This window comes from Serratia marcescens (genome assembly GCF_029846115.1).
Classification (GTDB): domain Bacteria; phylum Pseudomonadota; class Gammaproteobacteria; order Enterobacterales; family Enterobacteriaceae; genus Serratia; species Serratia marcescens_L.
The window spans coordinates 985,875-1,011,784 of record NZ_JARVZZ010000001.1; the positions used below are offsets into that span (position 1 = coordinate 985,875).

General features: G+C 59.8%; 20 protein-coding genes. 14 read left to right on the plus strand and 6 right to left on the minus strand.

What is annotated here, in order from left to right; genetic code table 11:
• Positions 1-157: 157 nt before the first annotated feature.
• Together QDT79_RS04580 and QDT79_RS04585 are read left to right on the plus strand one after the other, a co-directional pair.
• The gene (locus QDT79_RS04580) at positions 158-2,146 is read left to right on the plus strand and encodes an autotransporter outer membrane beta-barrel domain-containing protein (RefSeq protein WP_063989157.1); all 1,989 of its coding nucleotides are present in this window, start codon (positions 158-160) and stop codon (positions 2,144-2,146) included.
• Between the two features lie 592 nt (positions 2,147-2,738).
• Positions 2,739-3,485, plus strand: a complete 747-nt coding sequence (locus QDT79_RS04585; RefSeq protein ID WP_063989156.1) for a helix-turn-helix transcriptional regulator — start codon at positions 2,739-2,741, stop codon at positions 3,483-3,485.
• Here QDT79_RS04585 and QDT79_RS04590 read toward each other — a convergent pair.
• On the minus strand, positions 3,432-4,106 hold the full coding sequence (locus QDT79_RS04590; protein WP_063989155.1) for an acyl-homoserine-lactone synthase: 675 nt from the start codon (positions 4,104-4,106) through the stop codon (positions 3,432-3,434). The genes QDT79_RS04585 and QDT79_RS04590 overlap by 54 nt on opposite strands.
• Before the next feature lie 487 nt (positions 4,107-4,593).
• Between QDT79_RS04590 and glyQ the strand changes: the two genes are divergently transcribed.
• From glyQ to QDT79_RS04620, 6 genes are all read left to right on the plus strand, one after another.
• Entirely contained in the window at positions 4,594-5,511 is a 918-nt protein-coding gene (gene glyQ / locus QDT79_RS04595) for a glycine--tRNA ligase subunit alpha (RefSeq protein ID WP_043140757.1), read from the plus strand.
• Between the two features lie 9 nt (positions 5,512-5,520).
• Complete coding sequence (gene glyS, locus QDT79_RS04600) at positions 5,521-7,590, plus strand: glycine--tRNA ligase subunit beta (protein ID WP_308316231.1); 2,070 nt, start codon at positions 5,521-5,523, stop codon at positions 7,588-7,590.
• A gap of 320 nt (positions 7,591-7,910) precedes the next feature.
• Positions 7,911-8,630, plus strand: a complete 720-nt coding sequence (locus QDT79_RS04605; protein WP_107227528.1) for a DUF3053 domain-containing protein — start codon at positions 7,911-7,913, stop codon at positions 8,628-8,630.
• Between the two features lie 540 nt (positions 8,631-9,170).
• Positions 9,171-11,090: a PTS mannitol transporter subunit IICBA gene (locus tag QDT79_RS04610; RefSeq protein WP_063989152.1), complete on the plus strand. Its 1,920-nt coding sequence runs from the start codon at positions 9,171-9,173 to the stop codon at positions 11,088-11,090.
• Positions 11,091-11,148: 58 nt separating this feature from the next.
• Positions 11,149-12,294, plus strand: a complete 1,146-nt coding sequence (locus QDT79_RS04615) for a mannitol-1-phosphate 5-dehydrogenase (protein WP_308316232.1) — start codon at positions 11,149-11,151, stop codon at positions 12,292-12,294.
• 94 nt (positions 12,295-12,388) lie between these two features.
• Positions 12,389-12,940 (plus strand): MltR family transcriptional regulator, encoded by a 552-nt coding sequence (locus QDT79_RS04620; RefSeq protein ID WP_016929575.1) that lies wholly within the window; start codon positions 12,389-12,391, stop codon positions 12,938-12,940.
• Here QDT79_RS04620 and QDT79_RS04625 read toward each other — a convergent pair.
• Positions 12,937-13,545, minus strand: a complete 609-nt coding sequence (locus QDT79_RS04625; RefSeq protein ID WP_063989150.1) for a LysE family translocator — start codon at positions 13,543-13,545, stop codon at positions 12,937-12,939. The two genes, QDT79_RS04620 and QDT79_RS04625, sit on opposite strands and share 4 nt — an antisense overlap.
• A gap of 142 nt (positions 13,546-13,687) precedes the next feature.
• Here QDT79_RS04625 and QDT79_RS04630 point away from each other — a divergent pair, with 142 nt between their 5' ends.
• Positions 13,688-15,154, plus strand: coding sequence for an aminotransferase-like domain-containing protein (locus tag QDT79_RS04630; RefSeq protein ID WP_038875970.1), 1,467 nt, complete (start codon positions 13,688-13,690; stop codon positions 15,152-15,154).
• 73 nt (positions 15,155-15,227) lie between these two features.
• Complete coding sequence (locus QDT79_RS04635) at positions 15,228-15,590, plus strand: YibL family ribosome-associated protein (RefSeq protein ID WP_025304785.1); 363 nt, start codon at positions 15,228-15,230, stop codon at positions 15,588-15,590.
• Between the two features lie 11 nt (positions 15,591-15,601).
• Here QDT79_RS04635 and QDT79_RS04640 read toward each other — a convergent pair whose 3' ends face one another.
• From QDT79_RS04640 to sodA, 4 genes are all read right to left on the minus strand, one after another.
• Positions 15,602-16,381: a class I SAM-dependent methyltransferase gene (locus tag QDT79_RS04640; protein WP_063989148.1), complete on the minus strand. Its 780-nt coding sequence runs from the start codon at positions 16,379-16,381 to the stop codon at positions 15,602-15,604.
• 102 nt (positions 16,382-16,483) lie between these two features.
• Positions 16,484-17,155, minus strand: coding sequence for a 6-hydroxyaminopurine reductase (gene yiiM, locus QDT79_RS04645; RefSeq protein WP_308316233.1), 672 nt, complete (start codon positions 17,153-17,155; stop codon positions 16,484-16,486).
• A 99-nt stretch (positions 17,156-17,254) separates the two neighbouring features.
• Entirely contained in the window at positions 17,255-19,183 is a 1,929-nt protein-coding gene (locus tag QDT79_RS04650) for a methyl-accepting chemotaxis protein (protein WP_308316234.1), read from the minus strand.
• Between the two features lie 125 nt (positions 19,184-19,308).
• Entirely contained in the window at positions 19,309-19,929 is a 621-nt protein-coding gene (sodA, locus tag QDT79_RS04655; RefSeq protein WP_004934003.1) for a superoxide dismutase [Mn], read from the minus strand.
• A 416-nt stretch (positions 19,930-20,345) separates the two neighbouring features.
• Here sodA and fdnG point away from each other — a divergent pair, with 416 nt between their 5' ends.
• From fdnG to fdhE, 4 genes are read left to right on the plus strand one after another with little or no spacing between them, the layout of a single operon-like run.
• Entirely contained in the window at positions 20,346-23,393 is a 3,048-nt protein-coding gene (gene fdnG, locus QDT79_RS04660; protein ID WP_107227524.1) for a formate dehydrogenase-N subunit alpha, read from the plus strand.
• A gap of 12 nt (positions 23,394-23,405) precedes the next feature.
• Positions 23,406-24,308, plus strand: a complete 903-nt coding sequence (fdxH, locus tag QDT79_RS04665; protein WP_033649532.1) for a formate dehydrogenase subunit beta — start codon at positions 23,406-23,408, stop codon at positions 24,306-24,308.
• Positions 24,305-24,940 carry a formate dehydrogenase cytochrome b556 subunit gene (gene fdoI / locus QDT79_RS04670; protein WP_004934017.1) on the plus strand — a complete coding sequence of 212 codons (636 nt, stop codon included), beginning with the start codon at positions 24,305-24,307 and terminating at the stop codon, positions 24,938-24,940. Before fdxH ends, fdoI begins: the two co-directional genes overlap by 4 nt.
• Positions 24,940-25,869, plus strand: coding sequence for a formate dehydrogenase accessory protein FdhE (gene fdhE, locus QDT79_RS04675; protein WP_308316235.1), 930 nt, complete (start codon positions 24,940-24,942; stop codon positions 25,867-25,869). Before fdoI ends, fdhE begins: the two co-directional genes overlap by 1 nt.
• Positions 25,870-25,910: the final 41 nt, after the last annotated feature.

A 25,910-nucleotide genomic window follows, 5' to 3' on the forward strand; every position in this document is an offset into this window, starting at 1 on the left:
CGCTCGAAGCGCCGAACTTGGCAAGCCTCTGATTGTTTTGTCATCAGCCCGCTTGACGTGACGAAAAAGCCGACAATAGTTACTACATGGCCGGTGGAAAACCGGCCAACGATAAAAACGACATTGCCTTCATTTGCAGGCTCTCAGGAGTCGATTCATGCCTCTAAAAATAACGTGCATGCCCCGCCCGGCGGCGCTTGCAGTGGCGTTGCTTTGCAGTGTGACCCTTCCGGCTCAGGCGTACGATCAACTCTACGTCTTTGGCGACAGCCTGAGCGATACCGGCAACAACGGCCGGTTCACCTATGACGGCAGCCAGCACCTGCTGTACGACGAAGCGTTGGCGCAACGCATCGGGGCGGCGCTGGTGGCTTCGGACAACGGCGGTGAGAACTATGCCGCCGGCGGCGCCGTGGCGGTGCCGGGCCTGAACCCGGCCGACAACACCCAGGACCAGGTGCAGAGTTACCTGAACCGGGTCAACGGCCAGGCCGACGGCGACGGTTTGTATATTCATTGGATCGGCGGCAACGATCTGGCGGCGGCGGCACTGAATGCCGCTACCGCGCCCGGCGTGGCCTATAACAGCGCCGCCGCGGCTGCCGCGCAGGTGCATTCGCTGCTGAACGCCGGCGCCGGCACGGTGATCGTGCCGACGGTACCGAATATCGGTTCCACGCCGCAGCTGATGGAATTGATCATTCAACAGGCGCTGTCACCGGTGCAGGGGGCGGCGATTCAGGCGGCGTATGCCACGCTTAATTCGGTGGCGACACCGGACAACGCTTCACGCACGCAGGCGATCCATGCGGCATTGGCCGCTGCGGCGAAGCAGGGCAGCGCCATTCCTCAGGTGCAGCAGGCGATCGCCACGCAGCTTATCGCGGCGTATGACAGCCTGAGCGCGCAGGCCGCCCAGTTGACCGATTTCTATAATCAAAGTGAAGACCGTTTGTTGGCGCAGGGCGGCGGTAATATCGTGCGGGTGGACGTCAACAAGCTGTTCGCCGAAGCGATCGCCAATCCGGCGCAGTTCGGCTTCGCCAACACCGCCGGCATGGCTTGCCCGCCGGGCATTTCCTCGGCGGTCTGCCGCTCCGATATGCCCGGCTTCGACGCCAGCCAGTCCTATCTGTTCTCCGATCACTTCCACCCGAGCCCGCAGGCGCACCTGCTGATTGCGGATTATATCCAGGCGGTGTTGGATGGCCCGGCGCAGGTGGTGGCGCTGAATCAGGCGACGGCGGCGATGGCGCGCGACAGCCGCGCCACGCTCGACAGCCGCTTCCAGCAGCTGCGCCACGGCGACAACCCGCAGGGCTCGCTGGGCGTGTTCGGCGGTTATGCCGGCCAGCACTACGACTATGCCGATAACCGGGCAGCGGGGGACGGCAACGCCACTACCCACAACCTGACCGTCGGCGTGGACTATCAGTTGACCGACGGCTGGCTGATCGGCGCGTTGATCGCCGGTTCCAACGACGATCAGCATCCTTCCAGCCGCTTTGATTACAAGGCGCGCGGGCTGCTGCTGTCGGCTTTCAGTTCACTGGCGCTATTCGAGCATGGCTGGGTTAACGCCGATCTACACTATGCGACGATGGATTATGACGACATCCGCCGCAGCATGCGGCTGGGGCCGCTGACGCGCACCGAAACCGGTTCGACCACCGGCAAGCAGTGGGGCGCACGCGTGACCGCCGGCTATGACTTCCCGATCGCTTCTTACCTGACTACCGGGCCGGTGGCGCAGTTCGCCTGGGATTACAGCCGCGTTTCCGGCTACAGCGAAGACGGCGATGACAGCACCGCCATGCGCTTCAACGATCAAACCTACCACTCGCAGATCGGCGCGTTGGGCTGGCGGCTGGATACGCAATTCGGCGTGTTTAACCCTTATGCGGAAGTGAGTTATCAGCACCAGTTCGGCGACGACGTCTACCGCGCCGGTGGCGGCCTGAAATCGACGCAAACCTCGTTCACCCGCGACAGTGCGGGCCAGGACAAAAACTGGGTGGATGTCACGCTGGGGGCCAACATGCCGTTGACGGACAGGGTATCGGCCTTCGCCACCGTCTCGCAAACCGGCGGGCTGAGCAGCGGCGAGCAGTTTATGTATAACGTCGGCGTCAGCGCGCGTTTTTGAACGACTCGGACAGAGAATGGGGCTAATGGAAGGCGGGGTGGCAAGGCGGTGCCTGTGAGTGAGACTGTACTTTAGTACAACTATCATTTGTCGCTAAAAGCTCTTATCGTTGTTGCATAACGATAAATTATAGCGCCACAAAAAAAAACTGATCCTATAAAGGATCAGGTAGCCACTTGGCCAACACCAGGGAAAATTTTGGTTATTATTGTATATCCAAATCTCCACTGTCAATGGCTTTCTCCCTTCATCCTTGGATGAGGGGCGTTTTCGCCTGCCTGCCTTATCCCCCCATCCTCAACTCGACAGAGCACTTTTTGTCAGATTCATGTCATGATGCGGAGTTGTTATGGCTTTGTTTTGTTTATGTTTATTCGCTGTACCATGCCTTCTATCGGCCCTTCTTCAGTGAAGCGCTTATTTTACGATTAAATTAATTTCCCCTCCGAAATTATTTAAATTTACTCTTTAAGGCGTATGGCCATTATTAACGCTTCCTATTATGCCTGCCAGATTAATTTACTTGGCAGCGCAACCGGGTTATACTCTTCTCCGTTTTATAGTATTGTTATTTCTTGAAGAGGATGGGTGAGTGTCTAACTTTTTTTTCAATAATGAAACCATTAATGCCTCTATAAAAGAAGAGTTAGAACGTGGTCTGAGTAAATACAATAATATAAAATATGCCTATGCTATAATGAATAAAAGAAATCCGGCTAGTTTCTCAATCATTTCCAATAGAACGGAGTGGTTTGAGTTTTATATTAAGAATAACTATCAGTTTATTGATCCTGTTTTGATTACCGCCTCACATAGAATTACTCCGTTTACCTGGGATAAAGATTTGGAAATAGGCGCAGGATTAAAGTTGCCAAAGATTTTTGATATGGCTAAGAACTACAATATTATTAATGGATATACTTTTGTCTTGCACGATCATCATCATAATCTGGTGGTGTTATCCATTATGCTAGATAAGCATTGCGATGCAGATGTTGAACAGCAGATTGACAATAATAAGGCCGAAATTCAAATGCTGCTGATCACCATGCACGGAAAAATGACGACGCTCTACCAGGAAATGAGCACGCCTGCTGACTTTGAAAAGATGAATCAGCGGGAGTTTTTCTCCAAGCGTGAAAATGAGATTATTTACTGGGCGAGCTTAGGTAAGTCCTACCAAGAAATTGCGCTTATCCTGGGAATAAAACTCACCACTGTAAAATATCACATTGGCAACGCCGTCAAAAAGCTTGGCGTCACCAATGCCAAACATGCCATCAGGTTAGGTGTGGAGCTGCAACTCATCCGGCCGCTTCTCGCTGACACGGAAGGATAATGGCCATGAATCCAAAGGGTTATCCCATTTTGTGGCGTGTTGATTGATGCGTGCTAGCAATCTGTTTCGGTTGGCATCGTCTATCGGCATGTAGATCAGGTAAATATTTTTATTCTTTTCGGAACATCCGGTTTTTACCACCGAGATATGCCAACCGGAACGTTGGAAAATGATGCGCATCGGGTGACTGATAATGGCGTAAATGCCTTCGTAGCCGCAGTTTCTTGCATAATTTATCATCGACAGAAAAAGCATGGCGCTAATCGGCGCTTGATGGAGTTGAAGTGCTTGAATGCGCGCCTTATCTATAAATAATCTGCTGGCTTCAACGTAATTTCCATCGGGGAGCTTTATATCGTTAAAATAAGTGTCGAACACGCCATCGCTGATCATGTTTGGGTATTTCGTTTCAATAAATCGCAAACTGCAAATGACGTGATTTTGGTAGGTGCCGAAAATATAGGTGGCGTGACGATTATCGTATTCGTCAAACTCCATGTTATTTTCACAATTAACGAGCCAGTCTAAACGGTCTTTAAACGTTTTTTTTCTTAAAGAGAACAGTTCTTTCGATCTGTTATCTGGCAGCAAATTATAGTCTACGTCAAAGAGCTCTATCATTTTCAATCTTTTTCCTAAGCGACTTAAATGGTTTTTTAGCTGCGGCTGTCATTTGTTCTCATTATACTACCAGAGTCACTATGGCAAGTAAATTTCAGCCGGTGCGGCATCGGCGAAAACAAAGTAAATATATAACACTGAATTATGTTTTTTTTCATTCCATTCACTTATTTGAATGTTTTTCAACACGTCTGTTGTATGGCGAAGAGGCGTTAAGCTGCCGGTAGTTAAAGCATGCAGGGTATGAAGCGGCATCTCTCTCAAGCAAGCCGATACCCGAGTCTGCCTCGCCCTCTGAGGACGGTGGCGGCGGTGCCGGGGATTTACCGCACTGATGTCGCTGGCGGTTTCCGTGGCTGAAGGGTGAAAATTCAGCGCTTCTCGCCCCGATTCGCACTTGTTGCCGGATTCTGGCTGTATATCTTACGGTCAAAGGGTATACTGGCGCATTCCATCTAAATCCACTTGTATCGCGTGCGAATTCAACATGCAAAAGTTTGATACCAAGACCTTCCAGGGCCTGATCCTGACACTGCAGGATTATTGGGCGCGCCAGGGCTGCACCATCGTTCAACCATTGGACATGGAAGTCGGCGCGGGAACCTCACACCCGATGACGTGCCTGCGCGCACTGGGGCCGGAGCCGATGGCTACCGCCTATGTGCAGCCATCCCGTCGCCCGACCGACGGCCGCTACGGTGAAAACCCGAACCGTCTGCAGCACTACTACCAGTTCCAGGTGGTGATTAAGCCATCGCCGGACAATATTCAAGAACTCTACCTGGGCTCGTTGAAAGAGCTGGGTCTGGATCCGACCATCCACGACATTCGCTTCGTGGAAGACAACTGGGAAAACCCGACGCTCGGCGCCTGGGGCCTGGGTTGGGAAGTGTGGCTGAACGGCATGGAAGTGACGCAGTTCACCTACTTCCAGCAGGTCGGCGGCCTGGAGTGCAAGCCGGTAACCGGTGAGATCACCTACGGTCTGGAGCGTCTGGCGATGTACATCCAGGGCGTGGACAGCGTATATGATCTGGTGTGGAGCAACGGCCCGCTGGGCGTTACCACCTACGGCGACGTGTTCCACCAGAACGAAGTGGAGCAGTCCACCTACAACTTCGAATACGCCGACGTCGACTTCCTGTTCTCCTGCTTCGAGCAGTACGAGAAAGAAGCCCAATCGCTGCTGGCGCTGGAAAAACCGCTGCCGCTGCCGGCTTACGAACGCATCCTGAAGGCGGGCCATACCTTCAACCTGCTGGATGCGCGCAAGGCGATTTCGGTGACCGAGCGTCAACGCTACATTCTGCGCATCCGCACGCTGACCAAAGCCGTTGCCGAGGCCTACTACGCTTCCCGCGAAGCGCTGGGCTTCCCGATGTGCAACAAGAAGAACGAGAACTAAGAGGCAGCCATGACTCAACAGACTTTCCTGGTGGAAATCGGCACGGAAGAGCTGCCGCCGAAGGCGCTTCGTTCCCTGGCGGAATCTTTCGCCGCCAACTTCACCGCCGAGCTGGACAACGCCGGCCTGGAACACGGTGACGTGAGCTGGTTCGCCGCACCGCGCCGCCTGGCGCTGAAAGTGGCCAACCTGAGCGCGGCGCAGGCCGATCGCGAAATTGAAAAACGCGGCCCGGCGATCGCCCAGGCGTTCGACGCCGAAGGCAAACCGAGCAAAGCGGCCGAAGGCTGGGCGCGCGGCTGCGGCATCACCGTCGATCAGGCTGAACGCCTGGTGACCGACAAGGGCGAGTGGTTGATGTACCGCGCCCACGTCAAAGGCCAGTCGGCGCAGCAACTGCTGGCCGGCATGGTCAGCACCGCGCTGGCTAAACTGCCGATCCCGAAACTGATGCGTTGGGGCGACTCCGACGTGCAGTTCGTGCGTCCGGTGCACACCGTCACGATGCTGCTGGGCGCCGATCTGATCCCGGGCACCGTGCTGGGCATCGACTCTGCGCGCACCGTGCGCGGCCATCGCTTCATGGGCGAAGCCGAGTTCACCCTCGACAACGCCGACCAATACCCGCAGATCCTGCTGGAGCGCGGCAAAGTAGTCGCCGACTATGAAGCGCGTAAGGCCCTTATCAAACGCGATGCCGAACTGGCGGCGCAGAAGATTGGCGGCAAGGCCGATCTGAGTGAAAGCCTGTTGGAAGAAGTGGCTTCGCTGGTGGAATGGCCGGTGGTGCTGACCGCCAAATTCGAAGAGAAATTCCTGGCGGTGCCGGCGGAAGCGCTGGTGTACACCATGAAGGGCGACCAGAAGTATTTCCCGGTGTACGACGCCGCGGGCAAACTGCTGCCGAACTTTATCTTCGTGGCCAACATCGAGTCGAAAGACCCGCAGCAGATCATCTCCGGTAATGAGAAGGTGGTGCGCCCACGTCTGGCTGACGCCGAGTTCTTCTTCAACACCGACCGCAAGAAACGCCTGGAAGACAATCTGCCGCGCCTGGAAACCGTGCTGTTCCAACAGCAGCTGGGCACCCTGCGCGACAAGACCGATCGTATTCAGGCGCTGGCGGGCTGGGTTGCCGGCCAGATCGGCGCCGACGTCAACCACGCCACCCGCGCGGGCCTGCTGTCGAAGTGCGACCTGATGACCAACATGGTGTTCGAATTCACCGACACCCAGGGCGTGATGGGCATGCACTACGCGCGCCACGACGGTGAGGCGGAAGACGTCGCCGTTGCGCTGAACGAGCAGTATCAGCCGCGCTACGCCGGCGATGCGCTGCCGCAGTCGCTGGTGGCCTGTTCCCTGGCGATTGCCGACAAGATGGACACCCTGGCCGGCATCTTCGGCATTGGGCAGCATCCGAAAGGCGATAAAGACCCGTTCGCGCTGCGCCGCGCCGCGTTGGGCGTGCTGCGCATCATCGTCGAGAAAAACCTGCCGCTGGATCTGCAGACCCTGACCGAAGAGGCCGTGCGCCTGTACGGCAGCAAGCTGACCAACGCCAAGGTGGTCGACGAGGTGGTGGAATTCATGCTGGGCCGCTTCCGCGCCTGGTACCAGGAAGAAGGCCACGCGGTCGATACCATTCAGGCGGTGCTGGCGCGCCGTCCGACCAAGCCGGCCGACTTCGACGCGCGCGTCAAGGCGGTGTCTCACTTCCGCACGCTGGACGAGGCGGCGGCGTTGGCTGCGGCCAACAAACGCGTTTCCAACATTCTGGCGAAGTCTACCGAAACGCTGAACGACAGCGTGCGTGCCTCGGTGCTGAAGGACGCAGCGGAAATTCAGCTGGCGACTCACCTGGTGGTGCTACGCGACAAGCTGCAGCCGTACTTCGCGGCGGGCAACTACCAGGAAGCGCTGGTGGAGCTGGCTGCGCTGCGCGAGCCGGTGGATGCGTTCTTCGATAACGTAATGGTGATGGCGGACGATGCGGAAGTGCGCGTGAACCGTCTGACGCTGCTGAGCAAGCTGCGCGAACTGTTCCTGCAGGTGGCGGATATCTCCGTGCTGCAGTAAGCGATTAACCGCTGTGAAAAGGCGCCTGCGGGCGCCTTTTTTTATTTCCGTTTCCTGGGTGCGAAGGCAAGGTCGCCTGGCGACTTGGGGGGCGACTTGGGGGGCGACTTGGGGAAATTGAAGCGTCCGGTCGCCGACGGCAATGAACCTCAGTGCGTTTTGCGCACGATTTTCAACCGCATCCGGCCGGGGCAATGCTCATCGCAAGCGGAATCGCGTATCGGAACGCCGCCAGTTGATCTATTCTTATAGGCGCACGGAGTGCGGAAAAAGGGGCGGAGTCCAATGAAAAAGCAGGTTTATAACAGGAGTTATGTCACATGGCGGTAGGGATCCAGAGCAGAGGTTTCGCGCGTTGGTTGGCACCGGTATTGGCATTGTTGGTGGTCATGCAATTGACCGCCTGCGGCGATAAAGAGCCGGAACAGCGCAAAGCATTTATCGATTACTTACAGAATACCGTGATGCGCAGCGGGGCGAACATCCCCACGCTGAGCGAAGATCAGAAGCAGAAGTTCGGCAACTATGCCGGTGACTACGCGATTTTGGTCGGTTTTTCTCAGCAGCTGTCCAAATCGGTCGGCGCCAGCCTGACCCCGGCGCTGGATCAGATTAATCAGATCCGCACCGCGCAGGACTACCTGAACAAACGCGACGCGCTGCAGCAATCGGTTGGGGCGTTGAACCTGCTGGGCCAGCAGATCCAGTCCGCCAAATCGCAGGCGGATACTGCCCACGCGGCGCTGAAGCAGCCCGACGATCTGAAAGCGGTGTACAACCAGGCCTACGACAAGATCGTTACCGCACCGGCCAACGCCTTGATGCCGGCGATCCCGACCACTGCCAGCTTCGTGCAGGATCTGGTGCAGGTCGGCGATTTCCTGCAGAGCCAGGGCAATCAGGTCAGCTTCAACAACAACGGCGTGCAGTTCCGCACCGCGCAGCAGGTGGCGCAGTACAACACCATGATGTCGAATCTGGTGGCCAAACAGCAGAACCTGGTAAACGCGCAGAAAACCATTCAAAGCGTGACGCAATAACGCCTCCACGCACGCAGCAGGCCGGCATTGCCGGCCTGTTTTATTTCCCCTCAGCGTTTCCAATAGCTTGCTGGTTTATTGCTCAGGCTTCTGTACTACACTTCAATTAATCCATTCATTCGTCAATGTAGTTTTCTTTCATTCATCACTTCGCTAGTTCCCGGCGGGATGAGTGCTCACAGGGAAGATCAAACAGAGCGCCGCGATCGGGCGCTGCAGCCAAAAATAAATTGTGATGTTTATCACAATTTAAAAACAAACCACCAAGTTAAAAGTGTGATTTTTGTCACGTTATCGTGGGTTTTGAGGCGGTTTTTTTCTCACTGTGCTTTTTTTACACGCCATAAATGTGATCTTAATCACTATAAAGGGTGGTTTGTTGGGGTGTTGTGTGTGATTTGTATCACAAAAAATTCGTGAAGTTCGCGTGACAAAAACAGCGTGATAGAGTCCGTTTCGCATACAGCGGCAACACGGCTGGATCGTCACAACAATAATCACGCGCTCTATTGTCAGCGCGTAACAATAGGGGTGTGTTTTATGTTTTCACCAGACATCAAGGTTAAAGTGCAAAACTTTGGCCGCTTCCTGAGCAACATGGTGATGCCCAACATCGGCGCCTTTATCGCCTGGGGGATTATCACCGCGCTATTCATTCCAACCGGCTGGCTGCCGAATGAAACCTTAGCCAAGCTGGTCGGCCCGATGATCACCTACCTGCTGCCGCTGCTGATCGGTTATACCGGCGGGCGGCTGGTGGGCGGCGAGCGCGGCGGCGTGGTCGGCGCCATCACCACCATGGGCGTCATCGTCGGCGCCGACATGCCGATGTTCCTCGGCTCGATGATCGCCGGCCCGTTGGGCGGCTGGGCTATCAAGCATTTCGACCGCTGGGTGGACGGCAAGATCAAAAGCGGCTTTGAAATGCTGGTGAACAACTTCTCCGCCGGCATCATCGGCATGCTGCTGGCGATCCTGGCCTTCCTCGGCATCGGGCCGCTGGTGGAGGTGCTCTCCAAGCTGCTGGCGGCGGGCGTGCACGTGATGGTGAAGAACAACCTGTTGCCACTGGCGTCTATTTTCGTTGAACCGGCGAAAATCCTGTTCCTGAACAACGCCATCAACCACGGCATCTTCTCGCCGCTGGGTATCCAGCAGGCCACGGAAGCCGGCAAGTCGGTGTTCTTCCTGATCGAAGCCAACCCAGGCCCGGGCATGGGCGTGCTGATGGCCTACATGTTCTTCGGCCGCGGCAGCGCCAAGCAATCCGCCGGCGGTGCGGCAATCATTCACTTCCTGGGCGGCATCCACGAAATCTACTTCCCTTACGTGCTGATGAATCCACGCCTGCTGCTGGCGGTGATCCTGGGCGGCATGACCGGCGTCTTCACCCTGACGATGCTGAACGGCGGCCTGGTTTCTCCGGCTTCTCCGGGTTCGATCCTGGCGGTGCTGGCGATGACGCCGAAAGGCGCCTACTTCGCCAACATTGCGGCGGTGTGCGCAGCCTTTGCCGTCTCCTTCGTGGTGTCCGCTTTCCTGCTGAAAACCTCCAAGGTGAAAGAGGATGACGATCTGGAAGCCGCAACCCGTCGCATGCAAGAGATGAAATCGCAGTCCAAAGGCGGCGCAGCGGCGCCGGCATCGGTCGATGGCGATCTGAGCACCGTGCGCAAAATCATCGTCGCCTGTGACGCGGGCATGGGCTCCAGCGCCATGGGCGCCGGGGTGCTGCGCAAGAAAGTGGCCGACGCCGGGCTGAAGAACATCTCGGTGACCAACAGCGCCATCAACAGCCTACCGGACGACGTAGATCTGGTGATCACCCACCGCGATCTGACCGAGCGCGCGATGCGCCACGCGCCGCAGGCCCAGCACATCTCGCTGACCAACTTCCTCGACAGCAAGCTGTACAGCGATCTGGTCGACCGTTTGCTGGCGGCCAACAAAACCAGCGACAACCAACAGAAGGTGCTGGGCGCGCTGGACGACAGTTTCGAAGCCGGTGAGCCTAACCTGTTCAAGCTGAGTGAGAGCAACGTGTTCCTCAACCTGCAGGCCAGCGACAAAGAGCAGGCGATCCGCTTCGCCGGCGAGCAGCTGGTGAAAGGCGGCTACGTCGAGGCGGAATACGTGCCGGCGATGCTGGAGCGCGAGAAACTCACCTCCACCTACCTGGGCGAGTCTATCGCCGTGCCGCACGGCACCATCGAGGCCAAAGACCGGGTGCTGCGCACCGGCGTGGTGTTCTGCCAGTACCCGCAGGGCGTGCGCTTCGGCGAGGAAGAGGATGAAGTGGCCCGCCTGGTGATCGGCATCGCCGCACGCAACAACGAGCATATTCAGGTGATCACCAGCCTGACCAATGCGCTGGATGACGAGAGCGTGATTGAGCGGCTGGCGAATACCACCAGCGTCCAGGAAGTGCTGGACCTGCTCGGCGGCAAAAAAGCCGGATAACAGAATCATTTTAAAGGGTGCAGCTTGCTGCACCCTTCGACATTAAGAAGGTAGAGTTATGAAAGTATTACATTTTGGCGCAGGGAACATCGGCCGCGGTTTTATCGGCAAGCTGCTGGCGGACGCAGGGGCTGAGCTGACCTTCGCCGACGTCAATCAAACGGTGCTGGATTTGCTGAACAGCCGTAAAAGCTACGCGGTGCACGTGGTGGGTGAGCAAGAACGCGTGGAGAGCGTCAACAACGTCAGCGCCGTCAACAGCGGCAGCGAGGCGGCGGTGGCGCTGATCGCCGAGGCGGATCTGGTGACCACCGCCGTTGGCCCGCAAATTCTCGCCAAAATCGCCGGCACGATCGCTAAAGGGCTGGTGCTGCGTCATCAGCAGGGCAATGTGCAGCCGCTGAACATCATCGCCTGCGAGAACATGGTGCGCGGCACCAGCCAGCTGAAACAGCATGTGTTCGCCGCGCTGCCGCAGGACGAGCAGGCATGGGTTGAGCAGCACGTCGGCTTCGTCGATTCGGCGGTCGACCGCATCGTGCCGCCGGCGGACAGTAACGACCCGTTGGAAGTGACGGTGGAAACCTTTAGCGAATGGATCGTCGATCAGACCCAGTTCAAAGGCCAGCCTCCGGCGATCGCCGGCATGGAGCTGACCGATAACCTGATGGCGTTCGTCGAGCGCAAGCTGTTCACCCTCAATACCGGCCACGCCATCACCGCCTACCTCGGCCAACAGGCCGGGCTGCAAACCATTCGCGACGCCATTCTCGACCCGGCGATCCGCCGCGTAGTGAAAGGGGCGATGGAAGAGAGCGGCGCGGTGTTGATCAAGCGCTACGGCTTCGACGCCGACAAGCACGCCGCCTACATCAACAAAATCCTCGGCCGCTTCGAAAACCCGTATCTGCACGACGACGTCGAGCGCGTAGGGCGCCAGCCGCTGCGCAAACTGAGCGCCGGCGATCGCCTGATCAAACCGCTGCTGGGCACGCTGGAATACGGCCTGCCGCACGCCAACCTGATCCAGGGCATCGCCGCCGCCATGAGCTACCGCAGCGAACAGGATCCGCAGGCGCTGGAGTTGGCGGAATTGCTGAACACGCTCGGGCCGAAAGCCGCGCTGGCGCAAATTTCCGGCCTGCCGGCGGAAAGCGAGGTTGTAGAAGAGGCCGTTGCTGTGTATAACGCCATGCACAAGTAGAATCGTGATGATGAACACCCGAGCGCAGCTTGCTGCGCTCCTGCAACCCGAGTTCGGCATCGACGGCCCTCCCCACGCCTTTCGAAAAGCGACGATGGAAGAAGCACAGGCATTTGAAAACCAGGTTCTGGAAAAGCTGAACGCGGGCAAAACGGTGCGCAGCTTCCTGATTGCGGCGGTAGAGCTGCTGGCGGAAGCGCTCAACGTGCTGGTGGTGCAGGTATTCCGCAAGGACGACTATGCGGTGAAATATGCCGTCGAACCGCTATTGTCCGGCAGCGGCCCGCTCGGGGAGCTGTCGGTGCGCCTGAAGCTGATGTACGGGCTGGGGGTGATCTCCCGCCACGAATATGAAGATGCCGAGCTGCTGATGGCGATGCGCGAAGAGCTGAACCACGACGGCTCGGAATACCGCTTCGTCGACGACGAAATCCTCGGGCCGTTCGGCGAGCTGCACTGCGTGGCCGCGCTGCCGCCGGTGCCGACCTTCCTGCAGCCGGGCGAAGCGGATGAAGCGCTGATCGCCATGCAGCGCCAGCGCTATCAGCAGATGGTGCGCTCCACCATGGTGCTGTCCATTACCGATCTGATCGCCGGTATCGGCGCCAAACAACCTTCCCGACTCTCTCCTCTCGGTCGCGGCTAAGCAAAGGCCGCGCGCCACTCGTCGAACAACAACCACAGCGCGGTGGCGGCCATCAGGCCGGACATCACGCCGTTGAAGGCGCGCAGCTTCCAGGTGACCCGCAGCGCGTTGCGCAACCGGTCGCCCAGCACCGCCCACAGCAGCACGCACGGCAGGTTCAGCAGCGCGAAGCCGGCGATGACCGACAGCGTATGGACGAAAGTGGCGCCTTCGCGCGGGGTGAACAGGATCGCCACGTTGATCACCATCAGCCAGGCCTTGGGATTGACCGCCTGAAACAGCGCGCCGTTGAGCAGGCTCATCGGCCGCGCCTGCTCTTTGGCGTCCGGCGAGGCCGCCTGGAACAGTTTCCACGACAGCCACAGCAGATAAGCGCAGCCGATCACCGCCAGCGGGAGGCGGATAACACCGGCCCAGCTCAGCGCCAGCGCCAGCAGCGGAATAATGATCGCCAGCTGCACCGCACAGCCGACGCAGATGCCAAGCAGCATCGGCAGGGTGCGGCGCAGGCCGAAGTTGACGCCCGACGAGGCCAGCAGCAGGTTGTTGGGGCCGGGGGTAATCGACATGACGGTGACGTAGCTGACAAAGGCGGAGTCCAGCATGGCAGGTTCCTTGAAAATGACGGTGATAACGAGAGGATCAGCTTAATCGCTGCGATGGGATGGTGACAGAACCACAAATCGGATATTGTCATGGTTACAGTTTCGAAAAATGTGAACTGTACCCATTGCCTGGAGAGAAATTGTGACCCTGCTCGATGAAACCCCGGATACCCGTTACCTGCAGCTGGCGGATACGCTGGCCGAGGCCATTCGCCGCGGCACGCTGCGGCCCGGCGACCGCTTGCCGTCGGTGCGGCGCTGTGCGCAAACCCATCGCGTCAGCATCAATACCGTGGTGTCGGCTTACCGCACGCTGGAGGATCGCGGGCTGATCGAAGCGCGGCCGCAGTCGGGGTTTTACGTTCGCAGCACGCTGCCGGCGCTGAAGATGGCCTCGGCGCCCAGCGGGCGCATCGAACCGCCGGCGGACGATGTGCTGGCGCTGATCGACACCGTGTTTGCCGCCCAGCAAAACCCGGCTTTCACCAACATTGCGCTGGCCTGCCCGCAGACCAGCGATTTTTATCCCGGCGGCAAGCTGGGGCGCATGCTGTCCTCTCAGCTGCGCCGTCAGCCGGATCTGATCGGGCAGTATCCGTTGCCGCCCGGCAGCCTTCGGCTGCGTCAGCAGATCGCCCGCCGCTCGATGACGCTGGGCATGCTGCTGGAGCCGGGCGACGTGGTGTTGACCCACGGCTGCATGGAAGCGCTGCAGCTGGCGCTGCGCGTCACCACCAAACCGGGCGACTGCGTCGGGCTGGAGTCACCGACCTACTTCTACCTGCTGCCGCTGCTGGCCAGCCTGGGGCTGAAAGCGCTGGAAATTCCCACCGACCCGCAGCTGGGGCTGTCACTGGACGCGCTCGAGTTGCTATTGAACGAGAAACGGCTGAACGCGGTGATCGCCATGCCGACGGTGCAAAACCCGCTGGGCTGCACCATGCCGCTGGCGGCGAAAAAGCGGCTGGCGCGGCTGATGAACGATCATCAGGTGCCGTTGATTGAAGACGGGCTGTATGCCGAGATCCAGTTCGGCGGCGCGTTGTCGCCGGCGGTGAAGGCGTTCGATCGCGACGGCTGGGTGCTGTTTTGCTCCAGCTTTACCAAAACGCTGGCGCCGGATTTTCGCGTCGGCTGGATCTGCGGCGGCCGCTTTCACGAGGCGTTGCGCAAGCTGAAAGCGGTGTCGTCGATGTCCGAGTCGCAGCTGCTGTCGGAAACGCTGGCGACCTTCCTGGAGAGCGGCGGCTACGATCACCATTTGCGCAACCTGCGCAAGCGCTATGCGGCGCAGGTGGACGAGGCGCGGGCGCTGATCGCCCGGCATTTTCCGCGCGGCACGCTGGCCACGCAGCCGGCGGGCGGGTTCGTGTTTTGGGTCGAATTCCCCCCCGGCGTGGACAGCGTGGCGCTGTTCCATCAGCTGCTGGAGGAGCAGATCTGTTTGACGCCGGGCACCCTGTATTCCCCCAGCGGGCGTTACCGCAATGCGCTGCGGCTCTCCTGCTGCTACCCGTTCAACGCACGCTACACCCAGGCGCTGGCCCGGCTCGGCGCCAGGGCCTGCGAGATGAGCGGCCTGCCGCCCGGTATTGCGCAGGACGGGTAACGGCGCGCGCCTTTTGCTACAATGCCGGTATCATTGATTAGCGTGCCATTTTGGGCACAACGGGCCAGAGACCATGAAAGAGAAAGAAAAGGCAGAGATCAAGCGCCTGAGCGACCTGCTGGACGCCTTGAACCACAAAGATGCGACCGTGATCCAACAGGGCAATCCTGAGTTGATCGCGCAGCACACCAAAGAAAAAGAGAAACTGGCGACGGAGATCGAGCGCCTGAAAGACGTGCGTGGCGAGAAGCTGAGCGCCGAAGCGCAGAAGCTGAGCAAACTGCCGTTCAGCCGCGAGATCACCAAGAAAGAGCAGGCCGATATGGGCGCGCTGAAGAAAAGCGCGCGCGGGCTGATCGTTGTGCACCCGATGACCGCGCTGGGCCGCGAGATGGGCCTGAAAGCGGTCACCGGTTACGCCAAGAAAGCGTTCTGAACCCCCGGGCGTCAGACCTTGGTGGTGAAATACGCCTTGGTCTGATAGGGCACGGTGACCGTGTCCTGGCCCCGCAGTTCCTCTTCTTCCTCCACCAGCTGGCGCAACCGCTCGATAACCTGCTCTTGTTGCGGCTGCGGCAGCGCGGCGATAAAACTGGTTGAACGCACCCGGTTGTAGATCACGTCCTCCACCGCGCCGCGGTGACCCAGCATAAACACCTGCTCCTGCAGCGGTTCAAATCCTTTGAACGGGAAGAACTTGCGCCATTCGCCGGTATAGAAACGCGGCGCATCGCCTTCGTGGCGATCGACGATCTGATTCAGTTTACGCACCCAGCCGACGCGCGCATCGCGCATGTTCCACACCAGACCGAGTTTGCCGCCGGGCTTGAGGATGCGCTGGATTTCCGCCAGCGCCTGCGGCGTGGCGAACCAGTGGAAGGATTGGGCGCACACCACCGCATCGACCGACTCGTCCGGCAACGGGATCGCCTCGGCGGTGCCCGCCAGCGTTTTCACCTGTGGCAGCGCCGCCGACAGTTTTTCCAGCATTTGCGGCACCGGTTCGACGGCGATCACCTGCGCGCCGGTTTCCAGCAGGCGCGGGGTGAACTTGCCGGTGCCGGCGCCGAGATCGATGACCGTCATGCCGGGGTGCAGGCCGATAGTCTCACGCAGCCAGGCGGCGATTTCCGGCGGGTAATCCGGCCGGCCCTTCACATAGCGATCGGCATTGGCCTGATAGCCTTCGGCGGCGGCGTGATGAATCGAATGGGTCGGGGTGGTCATATACCTGGCTCCTGGCTGAAAAACACGCGGCTACAGTATAGGCGGAAGAATAGGGTTAACGCGGCATTCGGCGCACGTTTTTCATCTTTTCCGCCCGCGATTTCAACGGCCGAGCAGGCGGCGGTTGAAGTCCTCGAGGCGCCCTTCGGTAAGCCGCGTGAGCATGGTCTTGCTCCAGCTGGCGGAGAGGCCGGCCACCGCCAACAGGCGGCGATACTGTTCCGCGTCGAACGGCATGTGCCAGGCGATGGCGATGGCTTCGGCGACCGACACGTCGCTGTTGCGCGCCGCCAGCTCCAGCGGACGATCGCCGCTGACCGCGCCCGGCGACACCACCCGATACAGCCAGCCGCAGCGGCCGCTTTGCTGCATCAGCACCGAAATGTCCTCGATGGCGAAGTGATAGTTGAGCTTGAAGCACGGCGAGCGCGGCTGAGTGACCTGGATCAGCGCTTCGCCCCAGCGGAAGATGTCGCCCATAAACACATTGTGTTCGGTCAGCCCTTCGGTGGAGATATTCTCGCCAAAGGCCGGGGCGCAAAACTGCTCTGCCTGCGCCGGAAACTGCTCGCGCCAGTGGGCGTAATGCTCGCGCGGGTAGTGGCACAGCGCGCGGTCCGGCCCGCCGTGGTAGCTTTTTTCCGCCTGTTCGTCGCCTTCCAGGCCGAGCGGCGTGAGCCGGATGGCGCCATCCACCTGGCGTTTGGCGATGGCGCTGGGGCGCCCGCCTTCGTAGGGTTGAATATTGCCGATGTAAACGTCTGGGTGATGCATGTGCGCCTCCGTGTCTCGCGTCGAAGGCTCAGCATAGCCTGAGTTGTGCCGGGGGGACATAACAACCCGCCCGAAAATCCTCGGGCGGGCGGCGGGGCGTCAGAAGGTGGTCCAGTTCTCTTCCGCTGCGGCGTTGGCGGTCGCGGGTTTTACGGCAGGGGCTTTCACCGCGGCGGCTTTCACGGCGGCGGGTTCGGTCTGCTCCGCCAAACGGAACACCGAGACGCTCTGCAGCAGCATGTCGGCCTGTTCTTCCAGCGAATCGGCGGCGGCGGCGGACTCTTCCACCAGCGCGGCGTTCTGCTGGGTGGTGTGGTCCATCTCGACGATTGCCTGGCCAATCTGGGCGATGCCGCGTGTCTGTTCATCGGAGGCGGCGGCGATCTCGGCCATGATGTCGCGCACGTGGGTGACCGAACGGACGATCTGTTCCATGGTGTTGCCGGTGCTTTCCACCAGTTCGGTGCCGGTTTTCACCCGGCTGACCGATTCGGCGATCAGCCCTTCGATCTCCTTGGCCGCCTGGGCGCTGCGGCTCGCCAGGCTGCGCACTTCGCTGGCGACCACCGAGAAGCCGCGGCCCTGTTCGCCGGCGCGCGCCGCCTCTACCGCGGCGTTGAGCGCCAGGATATTGGTCTGGAAGGCAATGCCGTTGATCAGGGTGGTAATTTCGGCGATACGCTGCGAGCTGCTGGAGATATCGCGCATGGTGCTGACCACGTTCTCCACCAGCTTGCCGCCCTGTTGCGCGGTCTGCGAGGCGTCGGTGGCCAGCTGATTGGCGTGGTGGGCGTTGTCGGCGTTCTGTTTCACCGTGGCGGTCAGCTGTTCCATGCTGGCAGCGGTTTCCTCGACCGCCGCCGCCTGCTGCTCGGTGCGGGAAGAGAGATCGGTGTTGCCGGCGGCGATTTCCGCAGAGGCGGTAGAAACCTGGCTGACCCCCATCTGGATCTTCTCAATCATGGTGCGCAGGTTTTGGCTCATCGCCGCCACCGCGTTCAGCAACTGCCCCAGCTCGTCGCGGCGGGTGCTGGTCTGCGCCTGGCGCAGGTCGCCGCCGGCGATGCGCTCCGCCATCGCCAGGGTGCTGTGCAGCGGACGGGTGATCTGCAGCGTGATGCGCCAGGCGATAAGCACCCCGGCGATGATGGCGATCAGGGTGGTGATGCCCATTTGCAGCTGCGCCAGATTGATGTTGTTGCGCGTCTGCACCAGCTCGTCCTGCATAAAGGCGTTGACCAGCATGCCGATCGCTTGCGCGCGTTCGCCGAGCTGCCGGCTGATCTGCTGCTCGTGCTCATAGGCCGGCAGGTAAGCCGCGATGCGGTTTTTGTAATCGTCCAGGGCGGCCAGCAGCGGCTGCAGCTGCGGGCGCTGCGCGTCGCTGACCCGGCGGCTCAGCGCGTTGGCCGCGTCGCGGGCGTCGTCGATGGCCGCCATCAGTGGGGCTTCGGTTTCCTTGTTCAGGCTCAGCAGCAGGCCGCGCGCGCCGTAGCGCACCTGGGTCAGCTTCTGGTTCAGTTGGATAAAGGCCAGCTGCAGATCGCCGTTGGTCAGTTGGCGTTCCACCTGGCTCAGGCTGGCCTGCACTTCCGACATGTTCCAGCTCTGGCGCACCGCGTCTTTCGCCGTGACCGCCTGCTCAAAGACTTTTTGCTGCTGTTGATATTCCCCGATCAGCGTCACCAGACGCTGCAGATCCTTGCGGCTTTGGGCGTCCCAGTCCAGCGCCTGCCCCTGGTCTATCAGTTTGACGGCGTTCTCAATATTGGCGCGGTTGTTCTGAATGTACTCCGGCCGGTAGGTCTGGCCGTACATGGCGCGGTTGTATTTGGCCTGGTTGATCTCCTCGTTCAGCCGGTTGCTGAAGTCGATGCGATCGGCGCGGGATTCGATGATGTGCAGATATTGCGCCCCGGTGCCGGCGATGACCACCGCCAACAGCAGCAACAACGCGAAGCCGAGACCGAGCTTTTTACCTACGGTGAGATGAGTGAACTTTCCTGCCAATGCTTGCAATGCCGCCATAGCGTTTTTCCTTCTCCGGGCGAACGTCAATTGAACAAACCATCGGCAAGAAGTGGTCAAACTTTAGCGGATTTCAGGCAAAAAAATACCCGCCGGTGGCGGGCATCTTCATCAACGGGGGCGAATTACTTCTTCGCGGCGAAGCGTGCGGCGGCTTCGTCCCAGTTGACCACGTTCCAGAACGCCTTGATGTAGTCAGGACGTTTGTTCTGATATTTCAGGTAGTAAGCGTGTTCCCACACGTCCAGGCCGATGATTGGGAAACCGGAAGCACCGGCAACGGCTTCGCCCATCAGCGGGCTGTCCTGGTTAGCGGTAGACACCACGGCCAGTTTGCCGTCTTTCAGCACCAGCCAGGCCCAACCGGAACCGAAGCGGGTGGCTGCGGCTTTCTCGAACTCTTCCTGGAATTTCTCAACGCTGCCGAAATCGCGCTCGATGGCCGCTTTCAGATCGCCGCCCAGCGTGGTGCCGGTTTTCAGGTTTTTCCAGAAGAAGCTGTGGTTGGCGTGGCCGCCGGCGTTGTTGCGCATGAAGGTGCGTTTGTCGGCAGGCACTTTATCCAGATCCTGGATCAGCTCTTCAACGCTGTATTTGGCCAGCTCAGGGTAGGCTTCCAGCACGGTGTTGGCGTTGTTGACGTAGGTCTGGTGGTGTTTGGTGTGATGGATTTCCATCGTCTGCTTGTCGAAATGCGGTTCCAGTGCGTCGTAAGCGTACGGCAGGGATGGCAGTGAATAACTCATAATCATCATCTCCAGTGGTGTATGGGCGGCGCAAAGGGCGAGCACCGCGTAAGCAGTCGGATCATTATAGTTAATTAAATGATATTGAAAATGATTATCAATGCCCTGTGAACTGTGTGGTTAATGAGCGGGTCGCTGCGCTAACATACTGATAGAAGAGGGCGGCGGGGGGCCGTGTCAAGCCGTCGATCCGGCGCGTGGGTTACTCTCTATACTGTAGGGAGCGCCAACGCCGAAATGTATCGAAATGTGCCAATGCGTTCACTGAATGAGCACGAGTGTGTAACAACCACAAGCACGCTGTGGTAATATGGCCGGCGTTCGTAGCAAGCATAACAACAGTGACATTCGCGTTTGCCGCGCTAGCGGGCAGGCGCATTTGAACAATGTGACAATCGAGAGTAAAGGAGACCCCCATGCAGGTCAGCAGAAGGCAGTTCTTTAAGATCTGCGCTGGCGGTATGGCAGGAACGACGGTGGCCGCGCTGGGCTTTGCCCCCGACGTGGCGTTGGCGGAAACCCGGCAGTACAAACTGCTGCGCGCCCGCGAGACCCGTAATACCTGTACGTATTGTTCCGTCGGCTGTGGGCTGTTGATGTACAGCCTTGGTGATGGCGCCAAGAACGCCAAAGAAAGCATTTTCCATATCGAAGGGGACCCGGATCATCCGGTAAACCGCGGCGCGCTTTGCCCGAAAGGCGCCGGTCTGGTTGACTTCATCCACAGCGAAAGCCGCCTCAAGTACCCGGAATACCGGGCGCCAGGGTCGGACAAATGGCAACGCATCAGCTGGGACGACGCCTTCACCCGCATCGCCAAGCTGGTGAAAGAAGACCGCGACGCCAACTTCATCAAAACCAACGATCAGGGCGTTACCGTCAACCGTTGGCTGACCACCGGCATGCTGTGCGCCTCGGCCGCCAGCAACGAAACCGGTTTTCTGTCGCAAAAATTTAGTCGCGCTCTCGGCATGCTTGCCGTAGACAACCAGGCGCGTGTCTGACACGGACCAACGGTAGCAAGTCTTGCTCCAACATTTGGTCGCGGTGCGATGACCAACCACTGGGTTGATATCAAGAACGCGAATTTGATTATCGTCATGGGCGGTAATGCGGCGGAAGCGCATCCGGTGGGGTTCCGCTGGGCGATGGAAGCCAAAATACACAACAATGCCAAGCTGATCGTGATCGATCCGCGCTTTACCCGAACCGCATCGGTGGCGGACTTCTACACGCCGATCCGCTCCGGGACCGACATCGCTTTCCTGTCGGGCGTGTTGCTGTATCTGATGACCAACAACAAGTTCAACCGCGAATACGTCGAGGCCTACACCAACGCCAGCCTGCTGGTGCGGGAAGATTTTGCCTTCGAAGACGGCTTGTTCAGCGGCTACGACGCGGAAAACCGCAAGTACGACAAAACCACCTGGAATTACCAGTTCGACGAGAACGGCTTCGCCAAGCGCGACGTCACGCTGCAGGATCCGCGCTGCGTGTGGAACATGCTGAAGCAGCACGTGAGCCGCTACACGCCTGACGTGGTGACCAACATCTGCGGCACGCCGAAGGACGATTTCCTCAAGGTGTGCGAATACATCGCCGAAACCTGCGTCGCGGATAAAACCGCTTCGTTCCTGTACGCCCTGGGCTGGACTCAGCACTCGGTCGGCGCGCAGAACATCCGCACCATGGCGATGATCCAGCTGCTGCTCGGCAACATGGGCATGGCGGGCGGCGGCGTCAACGCGCTGCGCGGCCACTCCAACATCCAGGGTCTGACCGATCTCGGCCTGCTGTCGCAGAGCCTGCCGGGCTACATGACGCTGCCGTCGGAGAAACAGACCGATCTCGAGACCTACCTGAAGGCCAACACGCCGAAGGCGCTGCTGCCGGGCCAGGTGAACTACTGGGGCAACTACCCGAAATTCTTCGTCAGCATGATGAAGACTTTCTACGGCGACAAGGCGCAGAAGGACAACAGCTGGGGCTTTGACTGGTTGCCGAAGTGGGACAAAGGCTACGACGTGCTGCAGTACTTCGAGATGATGGCGCAGGGCAAGGTCAACGGCTACTTCTGCCAGGGCTTTAACCCGGTGGCGTCGTTCCCGAACAAAAACAAGGTAGTGGCTTCGCTGTCCAAGCTGAAGTTCCTGGTGACCATCGATCCGTTGAACACCGAGACCTCCAACTTCTGGCAGAACCACGGCGAGTTTAACGAGGTAGACCCTTCGCAGATCCAGACCGAAGTGTTCCGCCTGCCGTCTACCTGCTTCGCCGAAGAAAACGGCTCGATCGTCAACTCCGGCCGCTGGCTGCAGTGGCACTGGAAAGGCGCGGACGCCCCGGGCGAAGCGCTGAACGACGGCGAGATCCTGGCGGGCATCTTCAGCCGCCTGCGCGAGATGTATGCGCGCGACGGCGGTGCGGTGCCAGAACAGGTGCTGAACATGACCTGGGACTACCTGACGCCGGACAACCCGGCGCCGGAAGAGGTGGCGCAGGAAAACAACGGCAAGGCGCTGGCGGATCTACTGGATGCCGACGGCAAAGTGCTGGTGAAAAAAGGCGAGCTGCTCAGCTCGTTCGCGCAGCTGCGTGACGACGGCACCACCGCCAGCGGCTGCTGGATCTTCGCCGGCAGCTGGACGCCGGCCGGCAACCAGATGGCGCGGCGTGACAACGCCGATCCGTCCGGCCTCGGCAATACGCTGGGCTGGGCCTGGGCATGGCCGCTCAACCGCCGCATCCTGTACAACCGCGCCTCGGCGGACCCGCAGGGTAAACCGTGGGATCCGAAACGCCAACTGCTGGAGTGGGACGGCGCCAAGTGGGTCGGGGCCGATATCCCGGACTACAGCACCGCCGCGCCGGGCAGCGACGTCGGGCCGTTCATCATGCAGCCGGAAGGCATGGGCCGCCTGTTCGCCACCGACAAGATGGCGGAAGGGCCGTTCCCTGAACACTACGAGCCGTTCGAAACGCCGCTCGGCACCAACCCGCTGCACCCGAACGTGGTGTCCAACCCGGCGGCGCGCGTGTTCAAGGACGATCTGGCGGCGATGGGCAAATCCGACAAGTTCCCTTACGTCGGCACCACCTATCGTCTGACCGAGCACTTCCACTACTGGACCAAGCACGCGCGGCTGAACGCCATCGCGCAGCCGGAGCAGTTCGTGGAGATCGGCGAAAAGCTGGCGGAGAAGAAGGGCATCAAGCAGGGCGACACCGTGAAAGTCAGCTCCAACCGCGGCTACATCAAGGCCAAGGCGGTGGTGACCAAGCGTATTCGCACACTGCAGGTGCACGGCCAGGAAGTCGACACCATCGGCATCCCGATCCACTGGGGTTACGAAGGGGTGGCGAAGAAAGGCTTTATCGCCAACACGCTGACGCCGTTCGTCGGCGACGCCAATACGCAAACGCCGGAGTTCAAGGCGTTCCTGGTCAACGTGGAAAAGGTGTAACGGAGACGAATTATGGCCATGCAATCTCAAGACATCATTCGTAAATCCGCCACCAATGGTTTCACGCCGGCGCCGCGCGCCCGTGACCACCAGGAAGAAGTGGCCAAGCTGATCGATGTCACCACCTGTATCGGCTGCAAGGCCTGTCAGGTGGCCTGTTCCGAATGGAACGACATCCGCGACGAAGTGGGGCACAACGTCGGGGTGTACGATAACCCCGCCGATCTGACCGCCAAGTCGTGGACGGTGATGCGCTTCTCCGAGGTGGAGGAAAACGGCAAGCTGGAATGGCTGATCCGCAAGGATGGCTGCATGCACTGCGCCGATCCGGGCTGCCTGAAGGCCTGCCCGTCGGAAGGCGCGATCATTCAGTACGCCAACGGCATCGTCGACTTCCAGTCCGAGCACTGCATCGGCTGCGGCTACTGCATCGCCGGCTGCCCGTTCGACGTGCCGCGCATGAACAAGGACGACAACCGGGTGTACAAGTGCACCCTGTGCGTCGACCGCGTGGACGTCGGCCAGGAACCGGCCTGCGTGAAAACCTGCCCGACCGGCGCCATTCACTTCGGCACCAAGGAAGCGATGAAGCAGGTGGCGGCGGATCGCGTCAGCGAGCTGAACACCCGCGGCTACCAGAACGCCGGTTTGTACGATCCGGCGGGGGTGGGTGGCACGCACGTGATGTATGTGCTGCACCACGCCGACAAACCGCAGCTGTACCACGGTTTGCCGGACAACCCGAGCATCAGCCCGGCGGTGACCTTCTGGAAGGGCGTGTGGAAACCCCTGGCGGCCATCGGCTTTGCCGCCACCTTCGCGGCCAGCGTGTTCCACTATGTCGGCGTCGGGCCTAACCGCGTCGACGATGAGGACGAGCACGACGAGTCGCATGACGAGGAGACGCGCAAATGAGAAAGGAAAAGCCCATTCAGCGTTACAGCGCACCGGAGCGCATCAACCACTGGATCGTGGCGTTCTGCTTCGTGTTCGCCGCCATCAGCGGGCTGGGGTTCTTCTTCCCCTCCTTCAACTGGCTGATGAACATCTTCGGGACGCCGCAGCTGGCGCGCATTCTGCACCCGTTTGTCGGGGTGATCATGTTTGCCGCGTTCCTGCTGATGTTCCTGCGCTACTGGAAGCATAACCTGATCAACCGGGAAGATATCGTCTGGGCCAAGAACATCCACAAAATCGCCATGAACGAGGAAGTGGGTGACACCGGGCGCTATAATTTCGGCCAGAAGTGCGTGTTCTGGGCGGCGATTATCAGCCTGGTGCTGTTGCTGGCCAGCGGCGTGGTGATCTGGCGGCCGTATTTTGCGCCGTCGTTCTCCATCCCGCTGATCCGCATCGCGCTGCTGGTGCATTCGCTGGCCGCGGTCGGCCTGATTATCGTGATTATGGTGCACATTTACGCCGCATTGTGGGTAAAAGGCACCATTACCGCGATGGTGGAAGGCTGGGTGCCGGCGGCCTGGGCCAAGAAACATCATCCGCGCTGGTACCGTGAGGTCCGCGAGAAACGACAGGAAGATAAACCCTGATGAGTATCCGCATCGTTCCTAAAGAGCAGTTAGGGGCACAGCGTGAGAAGTCCACAACGGCGGAGAACATCCCGCCGTTACTTTTCGCCAACCTGAAAAGCCTGTACAGCCGCCGCGCCGATCGTCTGCGTCAGCTGGCGGTCGACAATCCGCTGGGCGACTACCTGAACTTCGCCGCCGAGCTGGCGCAGGCGCAGCAGCATGCGCTGCACGATAACCCGTTGCAGCTCGATCTGAGCGAAGCGCTGGCGCAGGGCGCCGCCAGCGGCAAACCGCCGCTCGATCTGAGCGTGTTCCCGCGCAGCGAGCACTGGCGCAAGCTGCTGACGTCGCTGATCGCCGAGCTGCGCCCGCAGGCGCCGGAGCATATCCTGGCGGTGCTGGACAACCTGGAGAAAGCCTCGGCGCACGAGCTGGAGCTGATGGCCGACGCCTTGCTCAACCGCGAGTTCGGCAAGGTGGGCAGCGAGAAGGCGCCGTTTCTCTGGGCCGCGCTGTCGCTCTATTGGGCGCAGATGGCCAGCCTGATCCCCGGCAAGGCGCGCGCCGAATACGGCGAGCAGCGCCAATTCTGCCCGGTGTGCGGCAGCATCCCGGTCTCCAGCATGGTGCACATCGGCACCGTCAACGGCCTGCGCTACCTGTACTGCAACCTGTGCGAAAGCGAATGGCACGTGGTGCGGGTGAAGTGCAGCAACTGCGAGCAGACCCGCGATCTCAACTACTGGTCGCTGGACAGCGAGCAGGCGGCGGTGAAGGCGGAGAGCTGCGGCGACTGCGGCACTTACCTGAAGATCCTCTATCAGGAAAAAGACCCGCAGGTCGAAGCGGTGGCCGACGATCTGGCTTCGCTGGTGCTGGACGCCCGCATGGAAGAAGAAGGCTTCGGCCGCAGCAGCATCAATCCGTTCCTGTTCCCGGCGGAGTAACCGCCCGGCCCCGTTCGCGCGGGGCCGGACCAGCAATTTCA